At 66.0% G+C, this 25,881-nt stretch carries 21 protein-coding genes and 1 tRNA gene; 16 read left to right on the forward strand and 6 right to left on the reverse strand.

What is annotated here, in order from left to right:
• Nucleotides 1-58 precede the first annotated feature (58 nt).
• The 5 genes from E7773_RS12540 to E7773_RS12560 all read left to right on the forward strand — a co-directional run bounded on the left by E7773_RS12540 (nucleotide 59) and on the right by E7773_RS12560 (nucleotide 5,208).
• On the forward strand, nucleotides 59-1,588 hold the full coding sequence (locus E7773_RS12540) for a class I adenylate-forming enzyme family protein (protein WP_293991783.1): 1,530 nt from the start codon (nucleotides 59-61) through the stop codon (nucleotides 1,586-1,588).
• Nucleotides 1,588-2,364, forward strand: a complete 777-nt coding sequence (locus E7773_RS12545) for a thioesterase family protein (protein WP_293991785.1) — start codon at nucleotides 1,588-1,590, stop codon at nucleotides 2,362-2,364. Before E7773_RS12540 ends, E7773_RS12545 begins: the two co-directional genes overlap by 1 nt.
• 120 nt (nucleotides 2,365-2,484) lie before the next feature.
• Nucleotides 2,485-2,994: an EF-hand domain-containing protein gene (locus E7773_RS12550; protein WP_293991788.1), complete on the forward strand. Its 510-nt coding sequence runs from the start codon at nucleotides 2,485-2,487 to the stop codon at nucleotides 2,992-2,994.
• A gap of 121 nt (nucleotides 2,995-3,115) precedes the next feature.
• Nucleotides 3,116-3,835: a response regulator gene (locus E7773_RS12555; protein ID WP_293991790.1), complete on the forward strand. Its 720-nt coding sequence runs from the start codon at nucleotides 3,116-3,118 to the stop codon at nucleotides 3,833-3,835.
• Nucleotides 3,835-5,208, forward strand: coding sequence for a HAMP domain-containing sensor histidine kinase (locus tag E7773_RS12560; protein ID WP_293991793.1), 1,374 nt, complete (start codon nucleotides 3,835-3,837; stop codon nucleotides 5,206-5,208). The genes E7773_RS12555 and E7773_RS12560 overlap by 1 nt, the downstream gene beginning before the upstream one ends.
• Here the strand turns inward: E7773_RS12560 and E7773_RS12565 are convergent.
• Together E7773_RS12565 and E7773_RS12570 are read right to left on the reverse strand one after the other, a co-directional pair.
• Complete coding sequence (locus E7773_RS12565; RefSeq protein ID WP_293991795.1) at nucleotides 5,205-6,722, reverse strand: MFS transporter; 1,518 nt, start codon at nucleotides 6,720-6,722, stop codon at nucleotides 5,205-5,207. The two genes, E7773_RS12560 and E7773_RS12565, sit on opposite strands and share 4 nt — an antisense overlap.
• On the reverse strand, nucleotides 6,722-7,753 hold the full coding sequence (locus E7773_RS12570) for a LacI family DNA-binding transcriptional regulator (protein ID WP_293991797.1): 1,032 nt from the start codon (nucleotides 7,751-7,753) through the stop codon (nucleotides 6,722-6,724). Before E7773_RS12570 ends, E7773_RS12565 begins: the two co-directional genes overlap by 1 nt.
• A 229-nt stretch (nucleotides 7,754-7,982) precedes the next feature.
• On the opposite strand from E7773_RS12570, the gene E7773_RS12575 reads away from it, so the two are divergent.
• The 6 genes from E7773_RS12575 to E7773_RS12600 all read left to right on the forward strand — a co-directional run bounded on the left by E7773_RS12575 (nucleotide 7,983) and on the right by E7773_RS12600 (nucleotide 19,264).
• The gene (locus tag E7773_RS12575; protein WP_293991799.1) at nucleotides 7,983-9,362 is read left to right on the forward strand and encodes an alpha-amylase family glycosyl hydrolase; all 1,380 of its coding nucleotides are present in this window, start codon (nucleotides 7,983-7,985) and stop codon (nucleotides 9,360-9,362) included.
• 165 nt (nucleotides 9,363-9,527) lie between these two features.
• The gene (locus E7773_RS12580; RefSeq protein ID WP_293991802.1) at nucleotides 9,528-12,224 is read left to right on the forward strand and encodes a TonB-dependent receptor; all 2,697 of its coding nucleotides are present in this window, start codon (nucleotides 9,528-9,530) and stop codon (nucleotides 12,222-12,224) included.
• 57 nt (nucleotides 12,225-12,281) lie between these two features.
• A complete protein-coding gene (locus tag E7773_RS12585; protein ID WP_293991804.1) occupies nucleotides 12,282-13,799 on the forward strand; it encodes a tryptophan halogenase family protein in 1,518 nt (505 codons plus the stop codon).
• Nucleotides 13,796-15,595 carry an alpha-amylase family glycosyl hydrolase gene (locus E7773_RS12590; protein ID WP_293991806.1) on the forward strand — a complete coding sequence of 600 codons (1,800 nt, stop codon included), beginning with the start codon at nucleotides 13,796-13,798 and terminating at the stop codon, nucleotides 15,593-15,595. Before E7773_RS12585 ends, E7773_RS12590 begins: the two co-directional genes overlap by 4 nt.
• Nucleotides 15,592-17,214, forward strand: coding sequence for an alpha-glucosidase family protein (locus E7773_RS12595; protein ID WP_293991808.1), 1,623 nt, complete (start codon nucleotides 15,592-15,594; stop codon nucleotides 17,212-17,214). Before E7773_RS12590 ends, E7773_RS12595 begins: the two co-directional genes overlap by 4 nt.
• 10 nt (nucleotides 17,215-17,224) lie before the next feature.
• The gene (locus E7773_RS12600; protein WP_293991810.1) at nucleotides 17,225-19,264 is read left to right on the forward strand and encodes a glycoside hydrolase family 97 protein; all 2,040 of its coding nucleotides are present in this window, start codon (nucleotides 17,225-17,227) and stop codon (nucleotides 19,262-19,264) included.
• Between the two features lie 74 nt (nucleotides 19,265-19,338).
• Here the strand turns inward: E7773_RS12600 and E7773_RS12605 are convergent.
• The 4 genes from E7773_RS12605 to E7773_RS12620 form a co-directional block, all read right to left on the reverse strand.
• A tRNA-Leu gene (locus E7773_RS12605) sits at nucleotides 19,339-19,423 on the reverse strand.
• Between the two features lie 58 nt (nucleotides 19,424-19,481).
• On the reverse strand, nucleotides 19,482-20,006 hold the full coding sequence (locus tag E7773_RS12610) for a DUF805 domain-containing protein (protein WP_293991812.1): 525 nt from the start codon (nucleotides 20,004-20,006) through the stop codon (nucleotides 19,482-19,484).
• A 256-nt stretch (nucleotides 20,007-20,262) separates the two neighbouring features.
• Nucleotides 20,263-20,799 carry a DUF805 domain-containing protein gene (locus E7773_RS12615; RefSeq protein ID WP_293992302.1) on the reverse strand — a complete coding sequence of 179 codons (537 nt, stop codon included), beginning with the start codon at nucleotides 20,797-20,799 and terminating at the stop codon, nucleotides 20,263-20,265.
• Nucleotides 20,800-20,827: 28 nt separating this feature from the next.
• The gene (locus E7773_RS12620) at nucleotides 20,828-22,336 is read right to left on the reverse strand and encodes a YifB family Mg chelatase-like AAA ATPase (protein WP_293991815.1); all 1,509 of its coding nucleotides are present in this window, start codon (nucleotides 22,334-22,336) and stop codon (nucleotides 20,828-20,830) included.
• 329 nt (nucleotides 22,337-22,665) lie between these two features.
• Between E7773_RS12620 and rpmH the strand changes: the two genes are divergently transcribed.
• From rpmH to yihA, 5 genes are all read left to right on the forward strand, one after another.
• Complete coding sequence (rpmH, locus tag E7773_RS12625) at nucleotides 22,666-22,800, forward strand: 50S ribosomal protein L34 (protein ID WP_225008303.1); 135 nt, start codon at nucleotides 22,666-22,668, stop codon at nucleotides 22,798-22,800.
• An 83-nt stretch (nucleotides 22,801-22,883) separates the two neighbouring features.
• Nucleotides 22,884-23,246, forward strand: a complete 363-nt coding sequence (rnpA, locus tag E7773_RS12630; protein WP_293991820.1) for a ribonuclease P protein component — start codon at nucleotides 22,884-22,886, stop codon at nucleotides 23,244-23,246.
• Nucleotides 23,243-23,467 (forward strand): membrane protein insertion efficiency factor YidD, encoded by a 225-nt coding sequence (yidD, locus tag E7773_RS12635; protein ID WP_293991822.1) that lies wholly within the window; start codon nucleotides 23,243-23,245, stop codon nucleotides 23,465-23,467. Before rnpA ends, yidD begins: the two co-directional genes overlap by 4 nt.
• 22 nt (nucleotides 23,468-23,489) lie before the next feature.
• On the forward strand, nucleotides 23,490-25,193 hold the full coding sequence (gene yidC, locus E7773_RS12640) for a membrane protein insertase YidC (RefSeq protein ID WP_293991824.1): 1,704 nt from the start codon (nucleotides 23,490-23,492) through the stop codon (nucleotides 25,191-25,193).
• Between the two features lies 1 nt (nucleotide 25,194).
• A complete protein-coding gene (gene yihA, locus E7773_RS12645; RefSeq protein ID WP_293991827.1) occupies nucleotides 25,195-25,836 on the forward strand; it encodes a ribosome biogenesis GTP-binding protein YihA/YsxC in 642 nt (213 codons plus the stop codon).
• The last annotated feature ends 45 nt before the right edge of the window (nucleotides 25,837-25,881 follow it).

Consider the following 25,881-nt stretch of genomic DNA (forward strand, 5'->3'; position numbering starts at 1 on the left):
TTCTCGTTTTCGAATTTGGCGTATGGCATTCGGGCGGCGCTTCGCCTAGCGGATTGGCATGAGCGCGGCCGATCTCCTGACCTCCGATTTCGCGACGCTGCCCGACATCATCCGCGAACATGGCAAGGAGCGCGGCGGCAAGACGGCGGTCGCCGACGACAATACGATCCTGAGTTATGCCGAGCTCGACGCGCTGATGGATCGCATCGCCGCGGCGTTGCAGCGCGACGGCGTCGAGCAGGGCCAATCGGTCGCGATCATCGCCTCGGCCTCGGTCGAATATGCCGCCGTGTTCCTCGGCACGCTCCGCGCCGGATGCGTCGCCGCGCCCTTGGCGCCGAGCTCGACCCCGGAATCGCTCGCCGCGATGATCGAGGATTGCGGCGCGCCGATTGTGTTCGTCGACGGCGACAACGCCACCGCGATCGCGGGCCAGGACATCGCGGCGAAGCAGGTTCGGCTCGACACGCAGGCATTCCACGACTGGCTCGCTCCCGAGGGCGCCAAGTCCGCGCCGGTGACGATCGACCCGAGTCACGGATTCAACATCATCTATTCGTCGGGAACCACCGGCACGCCCAAGGGGATCGTCCAGAGCCACGCGATGCGCTGGGCGCATATCGGGCGCAATTCGGCGGGCGGGTATGGTGAGGCGGTGACGATGAACTCCACCCCGCTCTATTCGAACACGACGCTGGTCAGCTTCCTCCCGACGCTTGGTTGGGGCGGCACGTCGGTGCTGATGAAGAAGTTCGACGCGCGGCGTTTCCTCGAGCTCGCGGAAAAGCACCGCGCGACGCACGCCATGCTGGTGCCGGTGCAGTATCAGCGGATCATGGGCCTGCCCGATTTCGACAGCTTCGACCTGTCGAGCTTCCGTCTCAAGACCTCGACCAGCGCGCCGTTCGCGCCCGCGCTCAAGGCCGATGTGCTCGCGCGCTGGCCGGGCGTGCTGATCGAATTCTACGGGATGACCGAGGGCGGCGCATCGACCGGGCTCAACGCGACCGAGCATCCCGACAAGCTCCACACCGTCGGCCAGCCGCTCGCCGGCCACGACATGCGGCTGATCGACGACGAGGGCAACGAAGTGCCGCAGGGCGAGGTCGGCGAGGTCGTCGGCCGCTCGCCCGCGATGATGACCGGCTATCACGGCCGCCGGCAAGCCACCGCCGATGCCGAATGGTACGACAGCGAGGGCAACCGCTTCATCCGCCACGGCGACATCGGGCGGTTCGACGAGGACGGTTTTCTCATTTTGCTCGACCGCAAGAAGGATCTGATCATCTCGGGCGGGTTCAACGTCTATCCGGTCGATATCGAGGCGGTGCTTAAAACACATCCGGCGGTGCACGACTGCACCGTGATCGGCGTGCCGTCGGAAGCGTGGGGCGAAACCCCGGTCGGCTTCTACGTGCCCGATACGGGTGTGAACGCGAGCGAGGCCGAGATCATGGCGTGGACCAACGCCCAGCTCGGCAAGACGCAGCGGCTGTCGGCGCTCCACGCGATCAACGAGCTGCCGAGGAGCGCGATCGGCAAGGTGTTGAAGCGCGAGTTGCGCGACCGGCTGACTCAGGGGGGCTGATGCAGAGTTTGAAAGCGATCATCGACGCGCTCGAGCCGGTCGACGGCGGGTGGAAGGGCGCGATCCCCGACACTTGGCTGCAAGGGCGGACGAGTTACGGCGGGCTGTCGGCGGCGCTGGCGCTGCACGCCGCGCAACAGGTGGAGTCCGACCTGCCGCCGCTGCGCTCGGCGCTCGTCGCGTTCATCGGGCCGTTGTCGGGCGCCGTCACGATCCGCGCGAGCAAGCTGCGCCGCGGGCGCAACGCCGCATTCATCCAGGCCGACGTCGAAAGCGAGGCGGGTCTCGGCCTGCGCGCGACCTTCGTGTTCATGAGCGCGGTCGAATCGAAGGTCGATCATCAGGTCGGATCGCCGCCCGATTTCGCGCGTCCCGGTCCCGACGATCAAACATACAAGGGCGAGAACTCCAACTTCTTCATTCAGAATTTCGAGCTGCTCGACCGCCGCGACGCGACCGTCGGCCCGACCGAATGGCTCCGCTGGGTGCGGCTGCAGGACCGCGCGGGACTCGATCCGATGGTCGAGCTGGTCGCGATCGCCGATTGCCTGCCGCCCGCCGCGCTGAAGCTGGTCGGCGGCCCCGCGCCGTGCAGTTCGATGACGTGGCAACTCAACGTGCTCGGCCCGCAACCGGCGACCACCGACGGCTGGTGGCTGCTCCGCACCAACGCCGATTATGCGAAGGGCGGTAGCTCGAGCCAGGAAATGATGATCTGGAACGCCGACGGCCAGCCGATCGCGGAGCAGATGCAGAGCGTGGCGATTTTCGCCTAGCAAGTGAGCTATAGCGACAAATTGCGACAATTTCCGCGTGGACTGACACGCGTGGGTGACGAAGGGTGGCGATAAGCAAAGGCGTTAGGAAGAACACCTTCCCTGTCGAGGATCGCTTTGATGAACCGCTTCCTTTTTGCCGCCATCCTCGCCACTGCGGGCTTCGCCGCCGCAGGCCCGCTGTCGGCGCAGACCGCGCCCGCGCCGCAGGACAATCCGGACCGCATCGAAACGCGCGACGACGCGCTGGCGAAGGCCGACCAGCGCTTCGATCGGATGGACGCCAACCATGACGGCAAGATCGACGCGACCGAAATGGCGGCGATGCGTCCTGTCGGCGCGCTCGGCACCATGCCTCCCGCGCCGCCGGCCGGTGGTGCCGTGCCGCCGCCCGCCCCGGGCGGCCGCATGTTCGCGCGGCTCGACGCCAATGGCGATGGCGTGATCGACCGTGCCGAGTTCCGCGCACAGGCGCTGCGCCGCTTCGACCGCATCGACGCCAACCATGACGGCAAGATCGACGCCGCCGAACGCCAGGCCGCACGCGATGCGATGGGCATGCGTGGCGGTCGCGGCCCCGGCGGCGACATGCCGCCGCCACCTCCTCCGGCCCCAGTACCTGCCAGCTGACGCGCCGAAACCAGACGCCGGGCAATAATCCCCAAGTTGCCCAGGCGGCCGGGCGGGCGCCCCTCCTCGCCCGCCCGGCGCTAGCCTTCCCAAGGAGATCAGCTTTGCCTAGCATAACGCGATGAGTGGCCTTCCCCACATCCTGCTGGTCGACGACGAGCGATCGATCCGCGAGCCGCTCGCGCAATATCTCACCAAACAGGGCTTCCGCGTGACGCAAGCCGGCGACGCCGAGGGTGCGCGCGCGCGGATGACCGCCTATGCGATCGACCTCGTCATCCTCGACATCATGATGCCGGGCGAGGACGGGCTGAGCCTGTGCCGCCACATTCGCGCGTCGGGCGACATCCCGGTGATCCTGTTGACCGCCAAGAGCGAAGAGACCGACCGCATCGTGGGGCTCGAAATGGGCGCCGACGATTATGTCGTGAAGCCGTTTTCGCCGCGCGAGCTGGCAACGCGCGCCAAGGTCATCCTGCGCCGTGCCGCCGCGACCGGCAACCGCCAGCACGCGCCCGAAAGCGGGTCCTACGCCTTTGCCGGCTGGGTGCTGAAGACCGGCGAGCGTGCGCTGGTCGACCGCGAAGGCGTGTCGGTTCCGCTGTCGACCGGCGAATACAATCTGCTCCACGCGCTCGCATTGCGCCCGCGCCAGGTGCTGACGCGTGACCAGTTGCTCGACCTGACCCAGGGGCGCGAGGCGATGGCGTTCGACCGCGCGATCGACAATCAGGTCAGCCGGTTACGCCGCAAGATCGAAACCGACCCCAAGAACCCCGAACTGATCAAGACTGTGTGGGGCGGCGGTTATACACTCGCGGCGGAGGTGACTCGCCTTTGATGCTGTGGCCGCGCAACCTGCCGGGGCAGATGGCGGTGCTGGTCGCGCTCGCATTGTTCGTGGCCCAAGCGATCAATTTCGGCTTCACGCTCCACGATCGCCAGCAATTCCGGCTCGAGCAAGTCGTCGGCCCGGTCTCGGCGCGGATCATCGACGCGACGCAGAACCCGCGCGGGCGCGACCCGGTGGTCGATGCGCGCCTGTCGATCCTGCGCCCGGGCGAGACGCCGTGGGACCGCTTTCGCCCGCGCCCGCAAGCCGACAATCCAATGCCGGGTGGGCTGCCCCGGCGCCACGATGTCGAGAACGACATCCGCCGCAAGCTGAGCGAGGCTGGCATTCCGGTCGCCAATGTCATTGCCGCGATCCGCATGGTCGGCCCGAATGACCCGCGATTGTCGCGCCTGCCGCGCTATCGCGCGGAACGATTGCGCATGACCGGCACCGAAATGCTGATCGCGGTGGAACAACCGGGTGCTGGCTGGTGGGTGCAGGGTGTGGCGTGGGACGATTCCGACTGGTCGATCCTGCGCGGGCTGATCGGGCAGACGCTCGTCCTCTACGCGATCGTGCTGCTGCCGGTGCTGTGGGCAACGCGGCGAATCGCGCGGCCGCTGCGCAAGCTCGCCAGTGCCGCCCGGCGCTTCCATCCCGGTGAAGAAGAGGGTCCGATCGAGGAAAGCGGACCGCACGACGTCCGCACGCTGATCACCGCGTTCAACCAGCTGCGCACACGCGTGACGGCGATGCTGGACGAAAAGGACCGCATGCTGGGCGCGATCGGGCACGATCTGCGCACTCCGCTCGCCGCGCTGCGCGTACGGATCGAATCGGTCGATGACGACGACGACCGCGCCAAGATGGCGGACACGATCGACGAGATGAACGGCACGCTTGATGATATCCTGTCGCTCGCCAGGCTGGGACGGCCGAGCGAGCCGGTGACCGAGGTCGACCTCGCCGCACTGGTCGATGCGGTGGTCGAGGATTTCCGCGACCTTGGGAAACAAGTCGATTTCGCCGAGAGCGAGCGGCTGAAGATGCGGCTGCGCCCGTCGCTGATGCGCCGCGCGGTGCGCAACCTGATCGAGAATGCGGTCAAATATGGCGGCGGCGCGGAAGTGTTCCTGCGGCCCGGCCTGCATTCGGTCGAGATTACTGTTTGCGATAGCGGGCCCGGCATCCCGCCCGAGCGGATCGGCGAAGTGTTCGAGGCGTTCACGCGGCTCGAAAGCTCGCGCAACAAGGAGACCGGCGGGATCGGGCTCGGCCTCGCGCTGGCCCATGCGATCGTGCGCGAAGCCGGCGGCGACATTCGCCTCACGAACCGCCCCGAAGGCGGGCTCGCCGCGACGATCACGCTGCCGCGCTAGGCGGCCGGTCGCCGGGTGCCGGTCTCGTTGCGCACGAGCAGCATCGCCGCCGCCGCCAGCATCATCACCCCCGCCGCGACCGCCATCGTCCAGATCGGCTCCTTCGGGAAGAAGGCGTGGATGATCGCCCCCATCACCGTCGCCACCACCAGCTGCGGCAGCACGATGAAGAAGTTGAAGATGCCCATGTAGATGCCGAACTTCTGCGGCGGCAGCACGCTGGCGAGGATCACGTACGGCATCGTCAGGATCGAGGCCCAGGCGAACCCGACCCCGATCATCGGCAGCAACAGCATCTGCGGATCGCGGATGACCAATAGCGAGGCGAAGCTGGCGCCGCCGATCAGCAGACAGACAATGTGCGTGCGCGCCGCCCCGATCCGCTTCGCCAGCAGCGGCAGCACGAACGCCGCGACCGCCGCCACGCCGTTGTAGACGGAGAACAGCACGCCAACCCAATCGGCGCCGTCGTTATACGCTTTCGCGGCGGTATCGGTCGAATGAAACACATATTGCGCGACCACCGGGGTCGTGTAGATCCACAGGATGAACAGCGCGAGCCACGAGAAGAATTGCGCCAAGGCCAGCCGCTTCATCTGATCGGGCATGGTCACCAGATCGCTCATGATCTGGACCAGCGCATTGTCCCGATCGCCGCGGATCATCGCGGTGGCGACTAGCATCAGCGCCCCCGCTCCGGTCAGGATGCCGCCCAGGACATAGAGATCGCGTTCGAGCGACCAATGATGGATCGCCGCGATCAGCACCACGCCCAGCCCGAGCAGCGTGAGACCGGCGCGGGTCAGCACCGCCGGCAGCCCGCCGACGGCCGGCGTTTCGCGATGCCCCTCCCCGGCATCGCCGAACGCCGCCATTTGCTCGGGCGGATATTCGCGCGTGGTCAGCACGGTCCACAGCACCGCGCCGAAGATCGCGACGCCGCCGAGGTAGAAGGAATAGCGCACCGAATCCGGAATGCCGCCCGTCGCCGCGACGTTGCTGACGCCCAATTTCGCCAGCGCGAACGGCGCCAGGCTGCCGATTACCGCGCCCGCGCCGATGAACGCGGTCTGGAAGGCATAGCCCGCGGTACGCTGCGATGGCGCGACCATGTCGCCGACGAACGCGCGGAACGGCTCCATCGACACGTTGATCGACGCGTCGAGCATCCATAGCAGCAGCGCCGCGACGAGCAGCACGCCCGCGTTTGGCATGCCGAAGAGCGCCAGCGCGGCGAGCGTCGCGCCCGCGAGGAAATAGGGGCGCCGCCGCCCGAATCGGCCCCAGGTGCGGTCGCTGAAATGGCCGATGACCGGCTGCACCAACAGGCCGGTCACCGGTCCCGCGATCCACAGCAACGCCAGGCTGCCGACGTCGCTGCCGAGCGACTGGAAGATGCGGCTGACGTTGGCGTTCTGCAGCCCGAACGCGATCTGGATGCCGAAGAACCCGAACGAGATGTTCCACAGCCCGCGCCAGTTCTGCCGCGGCTTCGTCGCCGTCATCGCGTCCATCACTTCGCCTCGCTGGTCGAACGGCGCACGATCAGACGCGGCGGGAGCATCATCGCTTCGGTCGGCTGCGCGCGGATTCGGCGGAGCAGATTGTCGACGAGCATTTCGCCGGCCTTGGCATAATCCTGCGCGATCGTGGTCAGCGGCGGGTGCGACAGGCTCGCCGCCGGGATGTCGTCGAACCCGACCACCGACACGTCGCGCGGCACGTTGAGCCCGGCCTCATCAAGCGCGCGCATCGCGCCGATCGCGATCAGGTCGCTCGCGGCGAAGATCGCGTCGAAAGCAATCCCGCGTGCGATCAGCGTCTGCGCGGCTTCGTATCCCGACGCCTCGGTGGTGATCGCATCGACCTGCAACGCCGGGTCGGGCACAATCCCCGCCTCGGCCATCGCCGCGCACGCGCCGCGATAGCGCTCCTCGAGCTCGGGTGAATGGCTCGACGCTTCGCCCAGAAACGCGATCCGCTGGCGGCCGAGCCCGATCAAATGCGCCGCCGCATCGCGCCCGCCGCGGAAATTGTCGCACCCGATCGTCGTCCCCGGCTGCCCCGGCTGGACCGACCCCCAGCGAACGAAATGCGTGCCCTGCGCCTCGAGCTGTTCGAGCCGCGCGCGGTAGGTCTCGTAATCGCCGTAACCGAGCAGAATGATCCCATCCGCCTTGTGGCTGTCCTCGTAATCGACGTGCCAGTTCGATGAGAGCTGCTGGAACGAGGTGAGCAGGTCGTACCCCCGCAAGGCGCACGTCCGCGCGATCGACCCCAGCATCGACAGGAAGAACGGGTTGATCAGCGAATCGTCTGGCGTCGGGTCCTCGAAGAACAAGAGCGCCAGCGTGTTGGTGTGGCGGCTGCGCAGCGACGAGGCATTCTTGTCGACCTTGTAATTGAGCTGCGCGGCGATCGCCTCGATCCGCTTGCGCGTCGCCTCGTTCACCGTCGGGTCACCGCGCAGCGCGCGCGACACGGTCGGCTGCGACACGCCGGCGCGCTGCGCGATGTCGAACGATGTCGGCTTATCGGTCAGCATCGCGCGCCGGACTCTCCCACTGCCGGCCGTCGAGCGCGGCCGGGTCGGCACGAGTGTAGCGGCGCTCGCAGCGGCGCGATAGGGTTCGCTCGGCAAGATCAATCCCCTCCCCCGGATGCTTATGTCAAACAGGCTAAGCGGGCGTGGCGGAGGCGGATACATCGCAACATACGTATTCAGCCGGCAAGGTGGCGCGGGCGTGGCACAAGGACCGGAACGGGAGGACGGGATGCTGAAACCGATCGCGCTGGCGTTGCTCGCGAGCCTGAGCCTGGCGGTCGCCGCCGACGCCGCGACCCCGCCCGATCGCTACGCGCCCAAACCCTATGTCACGCTCAAGCACCCGGCCTGGTCGAAGGACGCAATCCTCTACCAGCTCAACACGCGCCAGTTCACGCCCGAAGGCACGTTCCGGGCCGCGGAGAAGCAATTACCGCGGCTCAAGGCGCTGGGGGTCGACATCATCTGGCTGATGCCGGTCAACCCGATCGGGGTGCAGAACCGCAAGGGCACGCTCGGCAGCCCCTACTCCGTTCGGGACTATTACGGCGTGAACCCGGAGTTCGGGACGCTCGCCGATCTCAAATCGTTCGTGAATACCGCGCACAGACTGGGCCTGCACGTTATCCTCGATTGGGTCGCCAACCACACCGCGTGGGACAATTCGCTCCACGCCCAGCACCCCGACTGGTACGAGCACGACTGGAAGGGCGCGAACCGCCCGACGCCGTGGTGGGACTGGTCCGACATTATCGACCTCGACTATTCGAAACCGGGGCTACGCCGGTACATGACCGACGCGATGAAATATTGGGTGCGGACCGCCGGGATCGACGGCTTCCGTTGCGACGTCGCGGGGTATGTGCCGCTCGATTTCTGGGAGAATGCGCGGGCCGAGCTCGACGCGATCAAGCCCGTCTTCATGCTCGCCGAGTTCGACCAGCGCGACGTTCACCGCGCGGCGTTCGACGCGAGCTATGCGTGGAAATGGAACAACGCGATGGCCGATATCGCTGCGGGCAAGGCCGATGTCGGCGCGCTGTTCGGCTATTATTCGGAAGTCCAGAGCGCGTGGCCGGCCGAGGCGATGCGGATGACCTATACCGAGAACCACGACCAGAATGCGTGGGAAGGGACCGAGTTCGAACGCTTCGGCAAGGCGCTGCCGGCCGCGATCGTGCTGTCGTTCGTCGGCGAGGGCTTGCCGCTGATCTACAACGGTCAGGAAGCGGGCAATCCCAGGCGGCTCAAGTTCTTCGAGCGCGACCCGATCGAGTGGCGCGACCATCCCAACAACGATCTGTTCAAGCGGCTGATCGCGTTCCGCAAAAGCCATCCAGCGCTGTGGAACGCGCCGTGGGGCGCAGCGATGACGCCGGTGGTCAACAGTGCGCCCACGAAGGTGCTGTCGTTCGTCCGCGCGAAGAACGGCGACAAGGTGTTCGCGCTGTTCAACCTGTCGGGCGATCCGCAGACGGTAAGCTTCACCGACGGGCCGAGCGACGGCAGTTATGTCGACTTCGCCGACGGCTCGGCGCTGATGATTACGCGCGCCACAACCGTCAAGCTCGCGCCGTGGAGCTATCGCGTGCTCGCGACATCGCGCTAAATCGTCAGCGATGCAGCCGTGCAACACCGGCGAATGCATAATCCTGAATACGTATGTGGCCGCCTTGGCCGCTTATGCCCCGCATCATAGAGCGCTTGCATCTGCAACGCGCCGTGTGGGCGCGTGCCGAAGCCACATATGGCGCGGCCGCAAGGGGAGGAATTCATGACCGTTTCTCGTTCGCTCCGTCGTACCGACCTGGCGCTCCGCGTCAGCGGCATCGCGCTCGCCGGAGCCTTGGCAATGGCCGCGTCGCCCGCCTTCGCGCAGACGACGCCTGCACCTGCGACCGGCGATCAGGCGGCGTCCGACGATCAAAGCAACGACATCGTCATTTCGAGCTTCCGCAACGCGCTGCGCACCGCAACCGCGAAGAAGAAGAATTCGGAGCAGGTCGTCGAGTCGGTGTCGGCCGAAGATATCGGCAAGCTGCCCGACAACGGCATCGGTGAATCGATCGCCCGCCTCCCCGGCATTTCCGCGCAGCGCAACGCCGGCCGCGCGAACATCATCTCGATCCGCGGCTTCGGTCCGGACTTTTCGAGCACGACGCTGAACGGGCGGCAGCAGACCACCACCAACGACAGCCGCGCGGTTGAATTCGACCAATATCCGTCGCAAATCCTAGCCGGAGTGGACGTCTACAAGACCGCCGAGGCGGACAAGACCGCGGGCGGGCTGGTCGGCAGCATCGACCTGCGCACGGTCCGTCCGCTCGATGTCGGCAAGCGCGTCTTCGCTGTCGGCGTGCGTGGCACGTTGGTCGACCAGAAGCTCGACCCCAATTCGAGCAACAAGGGCTATAGCGGCTTCGCGACCTTCGTCGACACGTTCGCCGGCGGCAAGGCGGGCATTTCGCTGTCGGCAGCCTACACCAACGACCCGTATCAGACGCGCGACTTCAACGCCTGGGGCTTTGGTGGTTATCCCGGCGGTGCGCAGGGCATGAACGGCATCAAGACCTGGCTGGAAACCGACAAGCTGAAGCGCTTCGGCACGAATGGTACGTTCCAGGTGCGGCCCGACGACAATCTGACGATAACGATCGACGCTTTCTATTCGCACTTCGTCGACAAGATCGACCAGCGCGGGTTCGAAATGCCGTTCAATTGCGGCGGCGGGTGCGGCCACGACGCGATCAGCAACGTCACGTCGTCGGGCGGCCTCGTCACCGGGGCGACGATTACCGGCACGCCGATCATCGAGAATTACGCCAACGATCGCACCGCCGATCAATATTCGGTCGGCTGGAATGCCAAGTGGAAGAACGACCGCGGCTGGAGCGTCATGGGCGACCTGAACTGGTCGCGCACCGATCGCGTCGACGATTCGATCCAGACGACGGCGGGCCTCGGCCGGGCGCTGCCCAATGCGACCGGGACCGTCAGCTACACCACGACCCCGAACGGGCCGCAGTTCACCAGCAATTACAATGGCACGAACTCCGCGCTGGTGCTGACCGACGTCGAGGGCTGGAGCGGTTCGCCGGTCCAGGCCGGATATCGCAACACACGCAAGACGAAGGACGACCTCGTCGAAGCCAAGGCAGAGGTCGAGCGCGACATCGGCGGCTTCGTCAAGTCGATCAAGGTCGGCGCCGACTATACGACGCGCACCAAGGCGCTGACCGGGTTCGAAGGCTTCCTGAGCCCGCCGGGCGGTGCTGCGACCGCGGCCATCCCGTCGAACCTGCTGCTCGCCCCCGTCACGCTCGATCGGGGTCTCGGGACGATCATCGCCTATGATCCGCGCGCCATCATCAGCAACGGCGTGCTGGTCTTCTCGCCCAATATCGACGCCGGCAAGGGCGTCAATTACGGGACGGAGAAGGGCTATAACATCACCGAGAACGTCTGGACGCCCTATGCGATGGCGACGCTCGATGCCGATCTCGGCTCGGCGAAGCTGACGGGCAACATCGGCGTGCAGGGAATCCACACCAGCATCGCGTCGAGCAGCGTGCTCTTCCCGACGGTTCATGACAATTACTGGATGGTCCTGCCCAGCCTGAACCTGAACCTGCGGACGAACAGCGACTTCGTCATCCGCTTCGCCGCGTCGAAGGAAATGATGCGGCCGCGCCTGCCCGACCTCAACAACGTGATCTCGTTCGGCTACGATCCCCAGCTCAAGATCTACTCGGGCGGCGGCGGCAACCCGCAGCTGCGGCCGTATCGCGCGACCGCGTTCGACCTGAACTTCGAAAAGTATTTCGGTACGAAGGGCTATGTCGCGCTGCAGCTCTTCTACAAGAACATCGATACCTATATCGCGAGCGGAAACGGCATTTTCGACTTTGCCGGCCTGCCGGTACCGCCGAACCAGCCGGTCCCGCCGACGACGGTCGGCATCATCGGTGGCCAGGCGAACACGCATGGCGGCCACATGTACGGTGCCGAAATCGCCGGCACGTTGCCGTTCGAAGTGTTCTCCAGCGCGCTGTCCGGTTTCGGGATCACCGGAGGTGCCGGGTACACCGAGACCAAGGTCTTCGATTTCAACAACAACCCGACGGTCATCCCGGGCTATTCGAAGTGGGTCGCCAGCGCGACCGTGTTCTTCGAAAAATACGGGTTCAGCGCGCGCGGCAGCATGCGGTATCGCTCGCAATACCTCGGTGACTTCGCGCTCTACAGTGGCGGGCTGGATCGCCAGACCGTGCTGGGCGAGACGATCTACGACGCGCAGGTCGGCTACGATTTCTCGTCCGGCGCGCTCAAGGGCCTGTCGCTCTACGTGTCGGGCCAGAACCTGACCGATACGCGATCGGCTACGCTGGGCATCGTGACGCAACCGCTGTCCTACCTGAAATATCAGAGCTACGGGCGCCGGTTCATCGCCGGGGCGACCTTCAAGTTCTGATGACACGAACCGCCTCGCCGGATAACCGGCGGGGCGCGTCGGTTGTGAAGGCAGTACATGAGTAAGCGGGCACCCCTCGAGATCGTCATCGCGGGTGGTGGCACGGCTGGCTGGACCGCCGCGGCCACGCTCGCGCGATTCCTCGGCAATTACGCGACGGTCGCGCTCGTCGAATCCGATGCGATTGGCACCGTCGGGGTCGGCGAAGCGACGATCCCGCAGATTCATAATCTGATCGTCGGGCTCGGGCTCGATCAGGCGGAGTTCCTCCGCGATACCAACGCCAGCTTCAAGCTCGGGATCGAGTTCACCGACTGGGTGCGCCCGGGGCACAAATATTTCCACAGCTTCGGGCAGGTCGGGCGCGGGGTCGGGCTGATCCCGTTCCGCCAGCTGTGGCTGCGCGCGCGTGAGCTCGGGCAAGCGGGCGACTACGGCGACTACAGCAACAACGTCGCCGCCGCGCGGCTCGAGCGCTTCGCGATCGCCGACGGCCGCGACGGCGCCGCGCCCGACCTGGCCTATGCCTATCATTTCGACGCGCACCTCTTCGCGCAGATGCTGCGGCGCTACGCGGAAGACCTCGGCGTCAACCGCGTCGAGGGGATGATCGAGCGCGTCGAGCGCGACCCGGAGAGCGGCGATATCCGCGCGCTACGGCTCGACCGCGACCGCGCCGTCGCGGGCTCGTTCTTCATCGATTGCACCGGGTTCCGCAGCCTGTTGCTCGGCAACACGCTCGGCGTGCCGTTCGTCGACTGGCGCCGCTGGCTGCCGTGCGACACCGCGCTCGCCGTCCCCAGCGAAAACGTCCCGGCGATGCGCCCCTACACGCAGTCCGGCGCGCGGCCGGCGGGGTGGCAGTGGCGCATCCCGCTCCAGCACCGCGTCGGCAACGGGCACGTCTTCTGTTCCGAATTCATGGGCGTCGACGAAGCGAGCGAGATATTGCTCGCCAACGTCGAGGGGAAAGCGCTCGCCGATCCGCGCCCGATCCGCTTCGTCAGCGGGCACCGGGAGCAATTCTGGTCGCACAATTGCGTCGCGCTGGGCCTCGCCGCCGGGTTCATGGAGCCACTCGAATCGACCAGCATCCACCTCGTCCAGTCGGGGATCGGGCGGTTGCTCAACGTGCTGGCGGGCGACCTGACCGACACGACGGCGGCGCGCGACACGTTCAACAAGCTCTCGACGATCGAATGGGAGCGGATCCGCGACTTCATCGTGCTGCACTATGTCGCGAACGAGCGCGTCGGCGAGCCGTTCTGGGACCATTGCCGCGCGATGGAATTGCCCGCGACGCTGGCCGAGAAGATCGACCTGTTCCGCGAGGCCGGCCTGTTCGTGCGCGAGGAGGACGAGCTGTTCCTCGACGACAGCTGGGGGCAGGTCATGATCGGCCAGGGCATCATGCCGCGCGGCTGGTCGCCGCTCGCCGACAACGTGCCCGCGCAGGACATCGGCCCGTTCCTCCAGGCGATCGCCAAGTCGTGCCGCGTCAAGGCCGAGGCGCTGCCCGATCACCGCGCGTTCATCGCGACGATGACCGGCCGCGCGCTGGAGCAATTCGCATGATCCGCCGCGCCGCAATCGCCGCGCTGCTTGTGACCGTGCTCGTCCAGCCCGCAGCGTCGGCGCCTGCGCCCGCGGCGTCGTACCGCGACCGTCTGCCCGAGGATGAGGTGATCTATTTCGTCCTGCCCGACCGGTTCGAGAATGGCGATCCGGCCAACGACCGCGGCGGACTGACCGGCGACCGGCTGGTCACCGGGTTCGATCCCACCGCCAAGGGTTTCTATCACGGCGGCGACCTCAAGGGCCTGGTCAAGCGTCTCGACTATATCCAGGCGCTCGGCGCGACCGCGCTGTGGGTCGGGCCGATCTTCAAGAACAAGGCGGTGCAAGGGCCCAAGGGCGACGAGAGCGCGGGGTACCACGGCTACTGGATCACCGACTTCACCCGCGTCGATCCGCATTTCGGGACCAATGCCGACTTCAAGGCGCTGGTCGAAGCGGCGCACGCGCGCGGGATGAAAGTCTATATGGACATCATCGCCAATCACACCGCCGACGTGATCAAGTACCGCGAATGCGTGCCCGACACGCGTTGCGCGTACCGCAGCCGCGCGGACTATCCTTACACGCGGCGCGGCGGCGTAACCGGCCCGGCGATCAACCCCGGCTTCACCGGCGAGAATTACGCCAAGCTGACCGACCCGACCTGGGCCTACACGCCGTACCTGCCCAAGGGCGAGGAAAACGCCAAGACGCCGGCGTGGCTCAACGACCCGCGCTGGTACCACAATCGCGGCGACTCCAATTTCCTCGCCGAGGATTCGCAGCTCGGCGATTTTTCGGGCCTCGACGATCTGATGACCGAGAACCCGCGCGTGATCGCGGGGATGATCGACATTTACGGAAAGTGGATCGACGATTTCGGGGTCGACGGCTTCCGCATCGACACCGCGCAGCACGTCGATGCCGGGTTCTGGCAGGCGTTCGTCCCCGCGATGCTGGCGCGTGCTAAGGCGAAGGGCATCCCGCACTTCCACATCTTCGGCGAGATATTCACCGACCAGATGGACCCGGCGCGGCTCGCCGAGCATACGCGCGTCGACAAACTCCCCGCGGTGCTCGACTTCGCGTTCATGCGTGCGGTGATCGACACCGTCGGCGGCAGCGCCCCCACCAGCGAATTGTTCCGCCTGTTCTTCGCCGACCCGGTCTACGAAAACGGCGAGGCCGGCGCGCGTACCCTCCCCACCTTCCTCGGCAACCACGACGCCGGGCGGTTCGCGCAATTCGTCAAAGCAGGTTTCCCCAAGGCGAGCGACGATGAAATTCTCAAGCGCGTGATGCTCGGCCACGCGATGCTGCTGACGCTGCGCGGCGTGCCGACGATCTATTACGGCGACGAGCAGGGCTTCGTCAGCAAGGGCGGCGATCAGCTGGCGCGCGAGGACATGTTCGGGAGCAAGGTCGCGGTCTATAACGACGAGACGCTGCTCGGCACGACCGGAACCACCGCAACGCCGCGCTTCGGCACCGACAACCCGATCTTCCGCCTGATCGCCGAGTTATCGCGCATCCGCACCAGCCACCACGCGCTGACCCGCGGGCGACAGGAACTGCGCGCGTGGGGCGACAAGCCCGGGCTGTTCGCGGTGTCGCGGTTCGATCCCGACACGGGCAAGGAAGTGCTGATCGCGTTCAACACCTCGACCGCGCCGGTGTCGGCCAACGTGCTGGTCGATCAGGCGTCCAAGACATTCCTGCCGCTCCATGGCGAGTGCGCACTGAAGCCGGCTGCGCCGGGGAGCCTCGAAGTCAAGCTCGCCCCGCTCGATTTCGTACTCTGCGCCGCGGGATGAACGAAGTCGCGCGCCTGACGCCGGCCACGGCAAGCACGCGCGAATGGTGGCGCGGCGCGGTGATCTACCAGATCTATCCGCGCAGCTTCGCCGATTCGAACGGCGACGGGATCGGCGACTTGCCGGGGATCACCGCGCACCTCGACCATGTCGCGAGCCTGGGCGTCGACGGCATCTGGCTATCGCCGTTCTTCACCTCGCCGATGCTCGATTTCGGCTACGACGTCGCCGATTATTGCGGCGTCGACCCGATCTTCGGCACGCTCGCCGATTTCGACGCGCTGATCGCCAAGGCCCACGCGCTCGGGCTCAAGGTACTGATCGATCAGGTCTATTCGCACTCGAGCGACCGGCACCCTTGGTTCCTCGAAAGCCGTGCCGACCGCACCAACCCGCGCGCCGACTGGTACGTCTGGGCCGATGCCAAGGCGGACGGATCGCCGCCCAACAACTGGCAGTCGGTGTTCGGCGGTCCGGCGTGGACGTGGGACGCACGGCGCGGGCAATATTACATGCACAATTTCCTGGGCGCGCAGCCGCAGTTGCACGTCCACAATCCATTGGTGCAGGACGCGTTGCTCGCGACCGCCAAGTTCTGGCTCGACCGCGGGGTCGACGGGTTCCGCATCGACGCGATCAACTTCGCGATGCACGATCCCGCGCTGACCGACAATCCGCCCGCGCCGGGCGGCAAACGCACGCGCCCGTTCGATTTCCAGCAGCACCTCCACAACCAGAGCCAGCCCGAAATCCCGCTGTTCCTGGAACGCGTGCGGTCGCTCGCGGACCGCTACGGCGCGACCTTCACCGTGGCCGAGGTCGGCGGCGCGCATCCCGAGGCGGAGATGCATTCGTTCACCGCGGGCGACCGGCGGCTCAATTCAGCGTACGGCTTCAACTTCCTCTATGCCGACAAGCTGACCCCCGCGCTCGTCCACGACGCGCTGGCGCAATGGCCGCAGGAGCCCGGCACCGGCTGGCCGAGCTGGGCGTTCGAGAACCACGACGCGCCGCGCGCGATCTCGCGCTGGGTCGGGCCCGAGCATCGCGCAGCGTTCGCGCGGCTCAAGCTGCTCTTGCTGATGTCTTTGCGCGGCAACCTCTTCCTCTACCAGGGCGAAGAGCTCGGGCTGACGCAGGTCGATATCCCGTTCGAGGCGCTCAAGGACCCCGAGGCGATCAGCAACTGGCCGCTGACGCTGTCGCGCGACGGCGCGCGCACGCCGATGCCGTGGCGCGGCAACCCCAACGACCATGCCGGGTTCAGCACCGCGACGCCGTGGCTACCGATCGGGCAGGACCACCTCGACCTCGCGGTCGATCGCCAGAACGGCGATCCCGCGTCGCTGCTCAACCTGACGCGCCGGTTGATCGCGTTCCGGCATGCGAGCGACGCTCTGATGACCGGCGACGTGACGATGCTTGCAGTGACCGACAGCGTGCTGGCATTCGAGCGGCGCGCGGGGGCGGAAACCCTGCTCTGCGCGTTCAACCTCGCGGCCGAGCCGGTCGATTGGGCGCCCGCCGAGCCGGCGGGCTGGCGGACGGTCGAAAGCGTCGGCGCGGTCGAGGGTTGGCGGTTGGGCGGTTTTGCGGGACTGATCGCGCAGGCGATGTAAGGAGACGGCAATGCGGTTATGGACGTTCGCGCTGGCGCTGCTGGCGAGCCTGATCGCGCTGCCCGCATTCGCGCAGACCTCCATCCCCAGCGCCACCGTCGAATCGCCGGGCAAGACGCTCAGCGTCACGCTCGCGATCGGCCCCGAGGCGCGCGCGAGCTACACCGTCTCCCGCAACGGCCAGCCGGTGATCGCGCCGTCGCTGCTCGGCTTCCTGTTCACGGACGCGCCGCAATTCGCGCGCGACCTCGAAATCACCAACGTCACGCGGTCGAGCTTTGACGACACCTGGACCCAACCGTGGGGCGAGTGGCGCACGATCCGCAATCACTACAACGAAATGCGCGTACGCTTGCGCGAGGTGAACAAGCTCCACCGCTCGCTCGACGTGGTGTTTCGCGTCTACGACAACGGCATCGGGTTTCGCTACGAATTCGAGGACGGCTGGAAATCGGTCAACATCGCCGAGGAACTCACCCAATTCTCGATCGCCGAGCCCGCCACGGCGTGGTGGTCGACCGCGTTCGAATCGAACCGCGAGGAACAGCTCGAACACCAGACCCCGATCGCCGAGATCGGCACCGCGCAGACCCCGCTGACGCTCAAGACCGCAAGCGGGCTGCACATCGCGATCCACGAGGCGGCACTGGTCGATTATTCGGGGATGAACGTCGCCAAGGTGCAGGGCGGACTGCTCAAGGCGGTGCTGACGCCGTCGTCGAGCGGCCCGAAGGTGAGCCGCGAGGCGCCCTTCCCGACGCCGTGGCGCGTGCTGCTGATCGCGCCCGACGCGCCGTCGCTCTACATGGCCAATCCGCTGATCCTCAACCTCAACGAGCCCAACAAGCTCGGCGACGTATCGTGGGTCCACCCACGCAAATATGTCGGCATCTGGTGGGGCATGCACCTCGATATCCAGTCGTGGAATTCGGGGCCGAAGCACGGCGCGACCACCGCCAACGTCATGAAGATGATCGACTTCGCCGCGGCCAACGGGTTCGGCGGGGTGCTGGTCGAGGGATGGAACGTCGGGTGGGATGGCGACTGGTTCGCCAACGGATCGACCTTCAGCTTCACCCAGCCCTACCCCGATTACGACCTGCAGAAGGTAACGGCCTATGCCAGGTCGAAGCATGTCGTGATCATCGGCCACAACGAAACCTCGGCCAATATCGCGCATTACGAGGAGCAGATGCGCGGCGCGTTCGACCTGTACCAGAAGCTCGGGATCGACACGGTCAAAACCGGCTACGTCTCCGACGCCGGCGGCGTCCAGGCGATGGGCGCCGACGGCAAGATCCATTTCGAATGGCACGAGGGCCAAGTGATGGCGCGCCATCATTTGCTCGTCGTGACCGAGGCCGCCAAGCGCCATATCGCGATCGACGCGCACGAGCCGATCAAGGACACGGGCCTGCGCCGCACCTATCCCAACTGGGTCAGCCGCGAGGGCCAGCGCGGGATGGAATATAACGCCTGGGGCGTGCCCAAGAACCCGCCCAACTGGGAAAGCGAGCTGGTGTTCACGCGGATGCTCGGCGGGCCGTTCGACTTCACACCCGGCGTGCTGAGCCTGAAAGGGCGCGGCGACACCGACATCCTCTCGACCATCGCCAAGCAGCTCGCGCTCTACGTCGTCATCTATTCGCCGATCCAGATGGCGGCCGACCTGCCGGAGAATTACGCGAAATATCCGGGCCTTTTCCAGTTCATCAAGGACGTCGCGGTCGATTGGGACGACACGCGCGTCCTGAACGGCGAAGTCGGGCAGTACGTCACGATCGTGCGCAAGGCGAAGGGATCGGGCGACTGGTTCCTGGGATCGGTCGGCGACGACACCGCGCGCAAGTTCGACGTCAGCCTCGATTTCCTGTCACCTGGCAAGACCTACACCGCGCAAATCTACCGCGACGGCGACGATGCGGACTACCGCACCGACAAGCGCCATTCGATCGTGATCGAGACGCGCAGGGTCAAGAAAGGCGACGTGCTGACCATCGCGCTCGCCCCCGGCGGCGGACAGGCGATTCGGTTCAAGGCGGGGCGTTAGGCCGGCTGCCCTTCGCTGTCGCTCAGGATCGTTCAGGCCAGGATGCGCCCCGCGCATCCGCGAGTCCTGAACGATGGTGCGGGCGGTGGGAATCGAACCCACACTCCTTGCGGAACCGGATTTTGAGTCCGGCGCGTCTACCAATTCCACCACGCCCGCGTGAGGAAACGGCGGCTTGCCTAGACGAGGAGATTCGTCCGGGCAAGCCGCGTCGCGGTTACTGGAAGGTTTCCGCCAGATTGGCGGCACCGCCCATCGGATCGGGGCCGTATTTGTTGGGTCCGGGCGTCCCCGGCAGGCAATAGAAGACCAACAATACGATGGCGCAGACCAGCCCGATCAGCATCAACACACCGGCGAGGCCGGCCATGGCGAGCGAACCGGAGATCAAGCCCATGAACATCAGCGCGATACCCAGACCGTAAGGTCCCAGCGGCAGGAGGATCCACCAGCCGCTACGGTCGGTATCATGCAACCGACGGACACCGACGGCGATCGACGGGATCAGCGTCCCGAGCGACCATATCCCCCCGAGGACGCCAACGCTCGACATCGCCGCCATCCCGGCACCGCCCGGAGCCAAGCTTGTGGTGCTCGTCGACTTGAGTCCGAGTATGCCGTCGATCAAGCCGAGCACGAAGCCGACGATGACGGTGAACAACACCCACATCCAGAATTCCATGCGGCGTGACCGGCCGCTGAACTCGGCATACCGCTTCAGCGGCATCAGCATCCATTCCATTCTAGTTCTCCCCGTTTGGGTTTCGGCGCCGGCGCATGTTGCCGGCAATCGTCGCGACTCGATCGCGATGCGCGGACCGATCGGTCATCATGATGTTGACGCGGGGAGCGGCGCCCGTTGCAGCGTTGCCAGTTGATCCATGCTGCTTACTCCCCCGAGTCGCGGGGAACAGCCTATTCCTTCGTGGCGTAATTACAAACCCGGCGAACGGACCTGGCCGGACGAGGAGATTGGTCCGAGCCTTGCCGTGTCGGTGCTATTGAAAGGTGTTCGCCAAATCGGCGCCGCCGCCCTTAGGATCCAGGCCGTAGTCATTCTCTCCCTTGATGCCGGGCAGGAAGTAGATGACCAGTAGGACGGCGAACAGCAACCAGCTGAGGCCACTCAGGTAACTTCCGATGAGGATCAACAGGCCCGACTGACTGATTGCCCCCAACGTCCCGACAAGAAACGAAAGGAGATAAGGCCCCCAGGACAACATTATCCACCATCCCGAGCGGTCGAGGTCGTGCAATCTTCGTACCTGGACGGCCAGCGTCGGAAGCAACAGGCCAAGCCAGAGGAAAAAAAGCACCAGGCCAAACGTGCTGAGCGACAGGATGACCGCCCCCAAATCTATCCCACTGATCGACGACACGGCATAGGGCATCCTGCCCGATGCGCTCAAACCTACCGCGGCGATTGCGGCGAGGATGACGACCCACAACAAGATATACCCGACGAAATACCACCATATTTCTTGCCGCTGGGAACGCCCCGCGAACTGGGCATATCTCTTTAACGGCAATATCATCCACTTCACGGGCGTTCCCCTTGAGCAATCAATTGATCGGCGCGCGGCGGCGGTAGCTCAGCGCCTCGGCGATGTGCACGCGTCCGACCTCGTCCGCACCGGCCAGATCGGCGATCGTACGCGCGACGCGCAGAATCCGGGTGTAGCCGCGCGCCGACAGCCGCATCGCTTCGGATGCCTGGGCAAGCAGTGTGCGGCCCGCCTCGTCGGGCGTCGCCACCGCTTCGAGCAGATCGCCGTCGATCTCCGCATTGGTGCGCGCCGCATGATCGGCATAGCGTTCGGTCTGGATCGCGCGCGCCGCCGCGACTCGCGCGGCGACCTCGGCCGACCCTTCCGCGGGCGGCGGCAGGACGAGGTCCGCGGCGCTGACCGCTTGCACCTCGACGTGGAGATCGATGCGGTCGAGCAAAGGCCCCGAAACCTTCGCCTGATAGTCCGCTGCGCATTTCGGCGCGCGGGCGCAGGCGAGGCTCGCGTCGCCGAGATGCCCGCAGCGGCACGGGTTCATCGCCGCGATCAGTTGCACGCGCGCCGGGAAGGTCACGTGCGCGTTCGCCCGCGCGACACTGACCGTGCCCGTTTCGAGCGGCTGGCGCAGCGAATCGAGCACCGCGCGCTGGAATTCGGGCAATTCGTCGAGGAACAGCACGCCGAGATGCGCGAGGCTGACCTCGCCGGGCCGCACGCGCAGCCCGCCGCCGACCAGCGCTGCCATCGACGCCGAGTGATGCGGCGCACGGTACGGCCGAGTCCGCGTGATCCGCCCGCCCTCGAGCGTGCCCGCTACCGACTGCACCATCGACGCCTCAAGCGCCTCGGCGGCGTCGAGCGGCGGCAGGATGCCCGGCAGGCACGACGCCATCAGCGACTTGCCCGCGCCCGGCGGGCCGATCATCAAGAGGTTATGCGCCCCCGCGGCCGCGATCTCGAGCGCCCGTTTGGCGGTCTCCTGCCCCTTGACCTGTTTGAGGTCGGGACCGAAGCCCGGCTCGTCGGCCTCGCCCGGCGACGGCGCGCCGAGCAGCTGATTGCCCTTGAGGTGGTTGAGCAGTGACAGCAGGTCGGGAGCCGCGACGACCTGCACCGACCCCGCCCACGCCGCTTCCGCACCCTGTGACGCCGGGCAGACCAGTCCCTTCCCTTCCTCCGACGCGTGCAGCGCAGCAAGCAACACCCCCGGCGACGGCGCGATCCGGGCGTCGAGCCCGAGCTCGCCCACCACGACGAACTCGCTCAGCGTCTCGGCATCGACCACGCCCATCGCACCGAGCAGCGCCAGCGCGATCGGCAGGTCGAAATGCGTGCCCTCCTTGGGCAGATCGGCGGGCGACAGATTAACCACGATCCGCTTGGGCGGGAGCGATAGCCCCATCGCGGCGATCGCGCCGCGCACGCGCTCGCGGCTTTCGCCCACCGCCTTGTCGGCCAGCCCGACCACGGTGAAGCTCGGCAGCCCGGCGATCAGGCTGACCTGCACCTCGACCCCGCGCGCCTCCAGCCCCAGATACGCGACCGTCGATACCAGTGTCGCCATGCAGCCCCCGCTTTCGGCGATTTTGTAACAGCATGCACCAACTTTGGAACAGCGATCAGCGCATCGAATGTTCCCAATGTTCGCACTGGCATGGAGGGAGGCGGACCCGCGTCTGCCCATCGCCAATGAGCGCTCGACGGGTCTCACGCGAACTCCAACATTGCAAGTTTCCGTGTCTTGCGCAGCCAACACACCACACCCACATCGCGAACCGATGCATGGACTCGCCCCCCTCGCGTTGACTTCGCGAACTACCTCGCTTATGCGCGCCCCCAGCAAGGCCGCCTGCGTGGCGGCCCTTTTCTATTCAGACGATCAGGGAATGAGCGATGAAGCGGACTTTTCAGCCGAGCAACCTGGTGCGGGCGCGCCGGCACGGCTTCCGCGCGCGGACGGCGACGGTGGGCGGGCGCAACGTGCTCCGTGCACGCCGGGCGCGCGGCCGCAAGAAGCTGTCGGCGTAACGTCTGATCCTGCTTCGCAGGATGGCGGCACCAGCCCGCTCCCCCACCCGGCCTCCCAGTCATTGTACCCTATGGGAGGCCGGGTGGGGGAGCGGGCTGGTGCCGTTTCCAACGTCGTCCTGACGACGTTGACAAAACGCCGCGATTTCCTGGCGGCTAACAGCGGCAAGCGCGCTCCGATGCCGGCCTTCGTGCTGCTCGTGAAGGCGCGCGATGACGGCGATGCGACGATGCGCGTCGGCTATACGGTCACCAAGAAAATCGGGAACGCCGTGGTGCGCAATCGCATCAAGCGGCGCTTTCGCGCGCTTGTCCGCGACGTGCTGCCGGTGAGCGGCGTGGCGGGCGCGGATCATGTCCTGATCGGGCGCAGCGGCGGCCTGACCCGCGATTTCGCGCAGTTGCGCGTCGATCTCACCAAGGCGCTGGCGAAGGTCGCGCGATGATCGGCCGCTTCTTCACTTGGCTGCTGATCAGGCTCGTGCGCTTCTGGCAGATTGGCCCGTCCGCGATTCTGCCGCCGTCGTGCCGGTATCAGCCGTCATGTTCCGCCTATGCAATCACCGCGCTTCGCCGCTATGGGCCGCTCAAGGGCGGGTGGCTGGCGATCAAGCGGATCGGGCGGTGCCATCCCTGGGGCGGGTTCGGGCCCGACCCCGTTCCCTGATCATCGATAAGGTTTCCCCTACGTGAGCAACGACAATCGCAATTTCATCACCTTCGCGGTGATCGCGGCGCTGATCCTGTTCGGCTGGCCGGTGATCGCGGGACGGCTGTTCCCGCCCGCCAACCCGCCGGTGACGAGGATCGAGGGCGGCAAGACCAAGGTCGTGCCCAACACGACGGCGCCCTCCCCCAGCACGCCAGCGAAGACTCGCGACCTGAAGGCCGTGCTGGGCGAAAGCGCCGGACAGCGCGTCGCGATCGACACGCCGACGCTGAAGGGTTCGATCAACCTGAGGGGTGCACGGATCGATGACCTCGTGCTGAGCGATTACAAGGAAACGATCGCCAAGAATTCGCCGGCGATCCGTCTGCTGTCGCCGGTCGGCACGGCCGATGCTTATTATGCGCAGTTCGGGTGGCAGGATAATGGCCTGAAGCCGCCGAGCACCGACACCGTGTGGCAGGCGAGCGGCGACCTGCTCGCCCCCGGCAAGCCGGTGACGCTGACCGCCGCCAACGGTCAGGGTCAGGTGTTCGGGATCGAGCTGTCGGTCGACGACCAGTATATGTTCACGATCCGCCAGACGGTGGTGAACAAGAGCGGCGCGCCGGTCAGCGTGGCGACGACGGGATTGATCGGCCGCGCGCAGCAATCGAAGGATCTCGACAGCTGGACGATCCAGATCGGGCCGATGTCGGTCCATGACAAAAAGGCTGATTACAATCTCAACTGGAAGGACGTCGCCGCCTCCAAGCCCTTCACGACCAATGGCGGCTGGCTCGGTTTTACCGATAAATACTGGCTGACCGCGCTGGTCCCCGATCAGGCATCGAGCTTCGCCGGTCAGTTCACCGCGCCGACTGGCCAGGGTTATGCCGCCGATTACGCGCGCGCCGCGACATCGCTCGCACCCGGCAAGGCACTGACCCAGACCAGCCGCTTCTTCGCCGGGGCGAAGGAAGTGCGGATGATCGACCATTATTCGGACAACCACTTCGCACCGATGCTCGATTACGCGATCGACTGGGGCTGGTTCCGCATCATCGAAAAACCGATCTTCTACTATCTCGACTGGCTGTTCCGCATGGTCGGCAATTTCGGCGTGGCGATCATGCTGCTGACCGTCACGATCCGCGGCCTCATTTTCCCGATCGCGCAGCGCCAGTTCGCGTCGATGGCGTCGATGCGCGCGATCCAGCCCAAGATGAAGGCGCTGCAGGAACGCTACAAGGACGACAAGCAGCGCCAGCAGCAGGAGATCATGAAGCTGTACAAGACGGAGAAGGTCAATCCGCTGGCGGGGTGCCTGCCGACGCTGATCCAGATCCCGATCATGTACTCCCTGTACAAGGTGCTGATGCTGACGATCGAAATGCGGCACCAGCCGTTCGTCGCGTGGATCAAGGATTTGTCCGCGCCCGACCCGCTGACCCCGATCAACCTGTTCGGACTGCTCGATTTCGTGCCGCCGCACTGGATCGCGATTGGCGTGGTCCCGATCCTGCTCGGGATTTCGATGTGGCTGCAGTTCCGCATGAACCCCGCGCCAATGGACGAGGCGCAGAAGCAGGTCTTCGCGCTGATGCCGTGGGTGCTGATGTTCGTGATGGCGCCGTTCGCGGTCGGCCTGCAGGTCTACTGGATCACCAGCAACTTGCTGACCGTGCTGCAGCAGAAGGTGCTCTATGCACGGCACCCGGCGCTCAAGCAGCCGGTGGTCAAATAGGGTGAGCGACTTCGACGAGGACGCGATCGAAGCCGCGCGGAAGGTGTTCGCGGGACCGATCGCGTTCCTCAAGTCCGCGCCGAAGCTCGAACATCTCCCCGGCGCCGACGTGCCCGAGGTGGCATTCGCGGGGCGTTCGAACGTCGGCAAGTCGTCGCTCTTGAACGCGCTGACCAACCGCAACAGCCTCGCGCGCACGTCGAACACGCCAGGGCGGACGCAGGAGCTCAACTTCTTCGACGTGGGCGAGCCACTGGCATTCCGGCTGGTCGACATGCCGGGTTACGGCTTCGCCAAGGCGCCCAAGGACGTCGTCAAGAAGTGGCGCTTCCTGGTCAACGACTTCCTTCGCGGGCGCGACGTGCTCAAGCGGACGCTGGTGCTGGTCGATGCGCGGCACGGCCTCAAGGACGTCGACCGCCAGATCATGGACATGCTCGACAAGGCGGCGGTGAGCTATCGCCTCGTCCTGACCAAGGCCGACAAGATCAAGCCGACCGAGCTGACCGATGTCGCCGTGCGTACCGCCGAGGAAGCGCGCAAGCGTCCCGCCGCTCATCCCGAGATCATCGCGACGTCGAGCGAGACCGGGACCGGCATCGCCGAGCTGCGCGCCGCGGTGATCGAGGCGATCGCCGGCTAGCTTTCGCGCGGCGCGGTCGTAAGAGTCGGGCGAACAAGGGAGTTT

Origin of the sequence: Sphingomonas sp., assembly GCF_004799495.1 — a bacterium.
GTDB lineage: Bacteria > Pseudomonadota > Alphaproteobacteria > Sphingomonadales > Sphingomonadaceae > Sphingomonas.

Bases quoted from the DNA above. Each gene is read 5' to 3' on its own strand.
- E7773_RS12570 (WP_293991797.1), bottom strand. From the start codon at position 7,753: ATGCTGACCGATAAGCCGACATCGTTCGACATCGCGCAGCGCGCCGGC.
- E7773_RS12590 (WP_293991806.1), top strand. From the start codon at position 13,796: ATGATCCGCCGCGCCGCAATCGCCGCGCTGCTTGTGACCGTGCTCGTC.
- E7773_RS12585 (WP_293991804.1), top strand. From the start codon at position 12,282: ATGAGTAAGCGGGCACCCCTCGAGATCGTCATCGCGGGTGGTGGCACG.
- E7773_RS12560 (WP_293991793.1), top strand. From the start codon at position 3,835: ATGCTGTGGCCGCGCAACCTGCCGGGGCAGATGGCGGTGCTGGTCGCG.
- E7773_RS12545 (WP_293991785.1), top strand. From the start codon at position 1,588: ATGCAGAGTTTGAAAGCGATCATCGACGCGCTCGAGCCGGTCGACGGC.
- E7773_RS12575 (WP_293991799.1), top strand. From the start codon at position 7,983: ATGCTGAAACCGATCGCGCTGGCGTTGCTCGCGAGCCTGAGCCTGGCG.
- E7773_RS12615 (WP_293992302.1), bottom strand. From the start codon at position 20,799: ATGATATTGCCGTTAAAGAGATATGCCCAGTTCGCGGGGCGTTCCCAG.
- E7773_RS12600 (WP_293991810.1), top strand. From the start codon at position 17,225: ATGCGGTTATGGACGTTCGCGCTGGCGCTGCTGGCGAGCCTGATCGCG.
- E7773_RS12610 (WP_293991812.1), bottom strand. From the start codon at position 20,006: ATGGAATGGATGCTGATGCCGCTGAAGCGGTATGCCGAGTTCAGCGGC.
- E7773_RS12620 (WP_293991815.1), bottom strand. From the start codon at position 22,336: ATGGCGACACTGGTATCGACGGTCGCGTATCTGGGGCTGGAGGCGCGC.
- yidD (WP_293991822.1), top strand. From the start codon at position 23,243: ATGATCGGCCGCTTCTTCACTTGGCTGCTGATCAGGCTCGTGCGCTTC.
- E7773_RS12565 (WP_293991795.1), bottom strand. From the start codon at position 6,722: ATGGACGCGATGACGGCGACGAAGCCGCGGCAGAACTGGCGCGGGCTG.
- rpmH (WP_225008303.1), top strand. From the start codon at position 22,666: ATGAAGCGGACTTTTCAGCCGAGCAACCTGGTGCGGGCGCGCCGGCAC.
- E7773_RS12595 (WP_293991808.1), top strand. From the start codon at position 15,592: ATGAACGAAGTCGCGCGCCTGACGCCGGCCACGGCAAGCACGCGCGAA.
- E7773_RS12550 (WP_293991788.1), top strand. From the start codon at position 2,485: ATGAACCGCTTCCTTTTTGCCGCCATCCTCGCCACTGCGGGCTTCGCC.
- E7773_RS12580 (WP_293991802.1), top strand. From the start codon at position 9,528: ATGACCGTTTCTCGTTCGCTCCGTCGTACCGACCTGGCGCTCCGCGTC.
- E7773_RS12540 (WP_293991783.1), top strand. From the start codon at position 59: ATGAGCGCGGCCGATCTCCTGACCTCCGATTTCGCGACGCTGCCCGAC.
- E7773_RS12555 (WP_293991790.1), top strand. From the start codon at position 3,116: ATGAGTGGCCTTCCCCACATCCTGCTGGTCGACGACGAGCGATCGATC.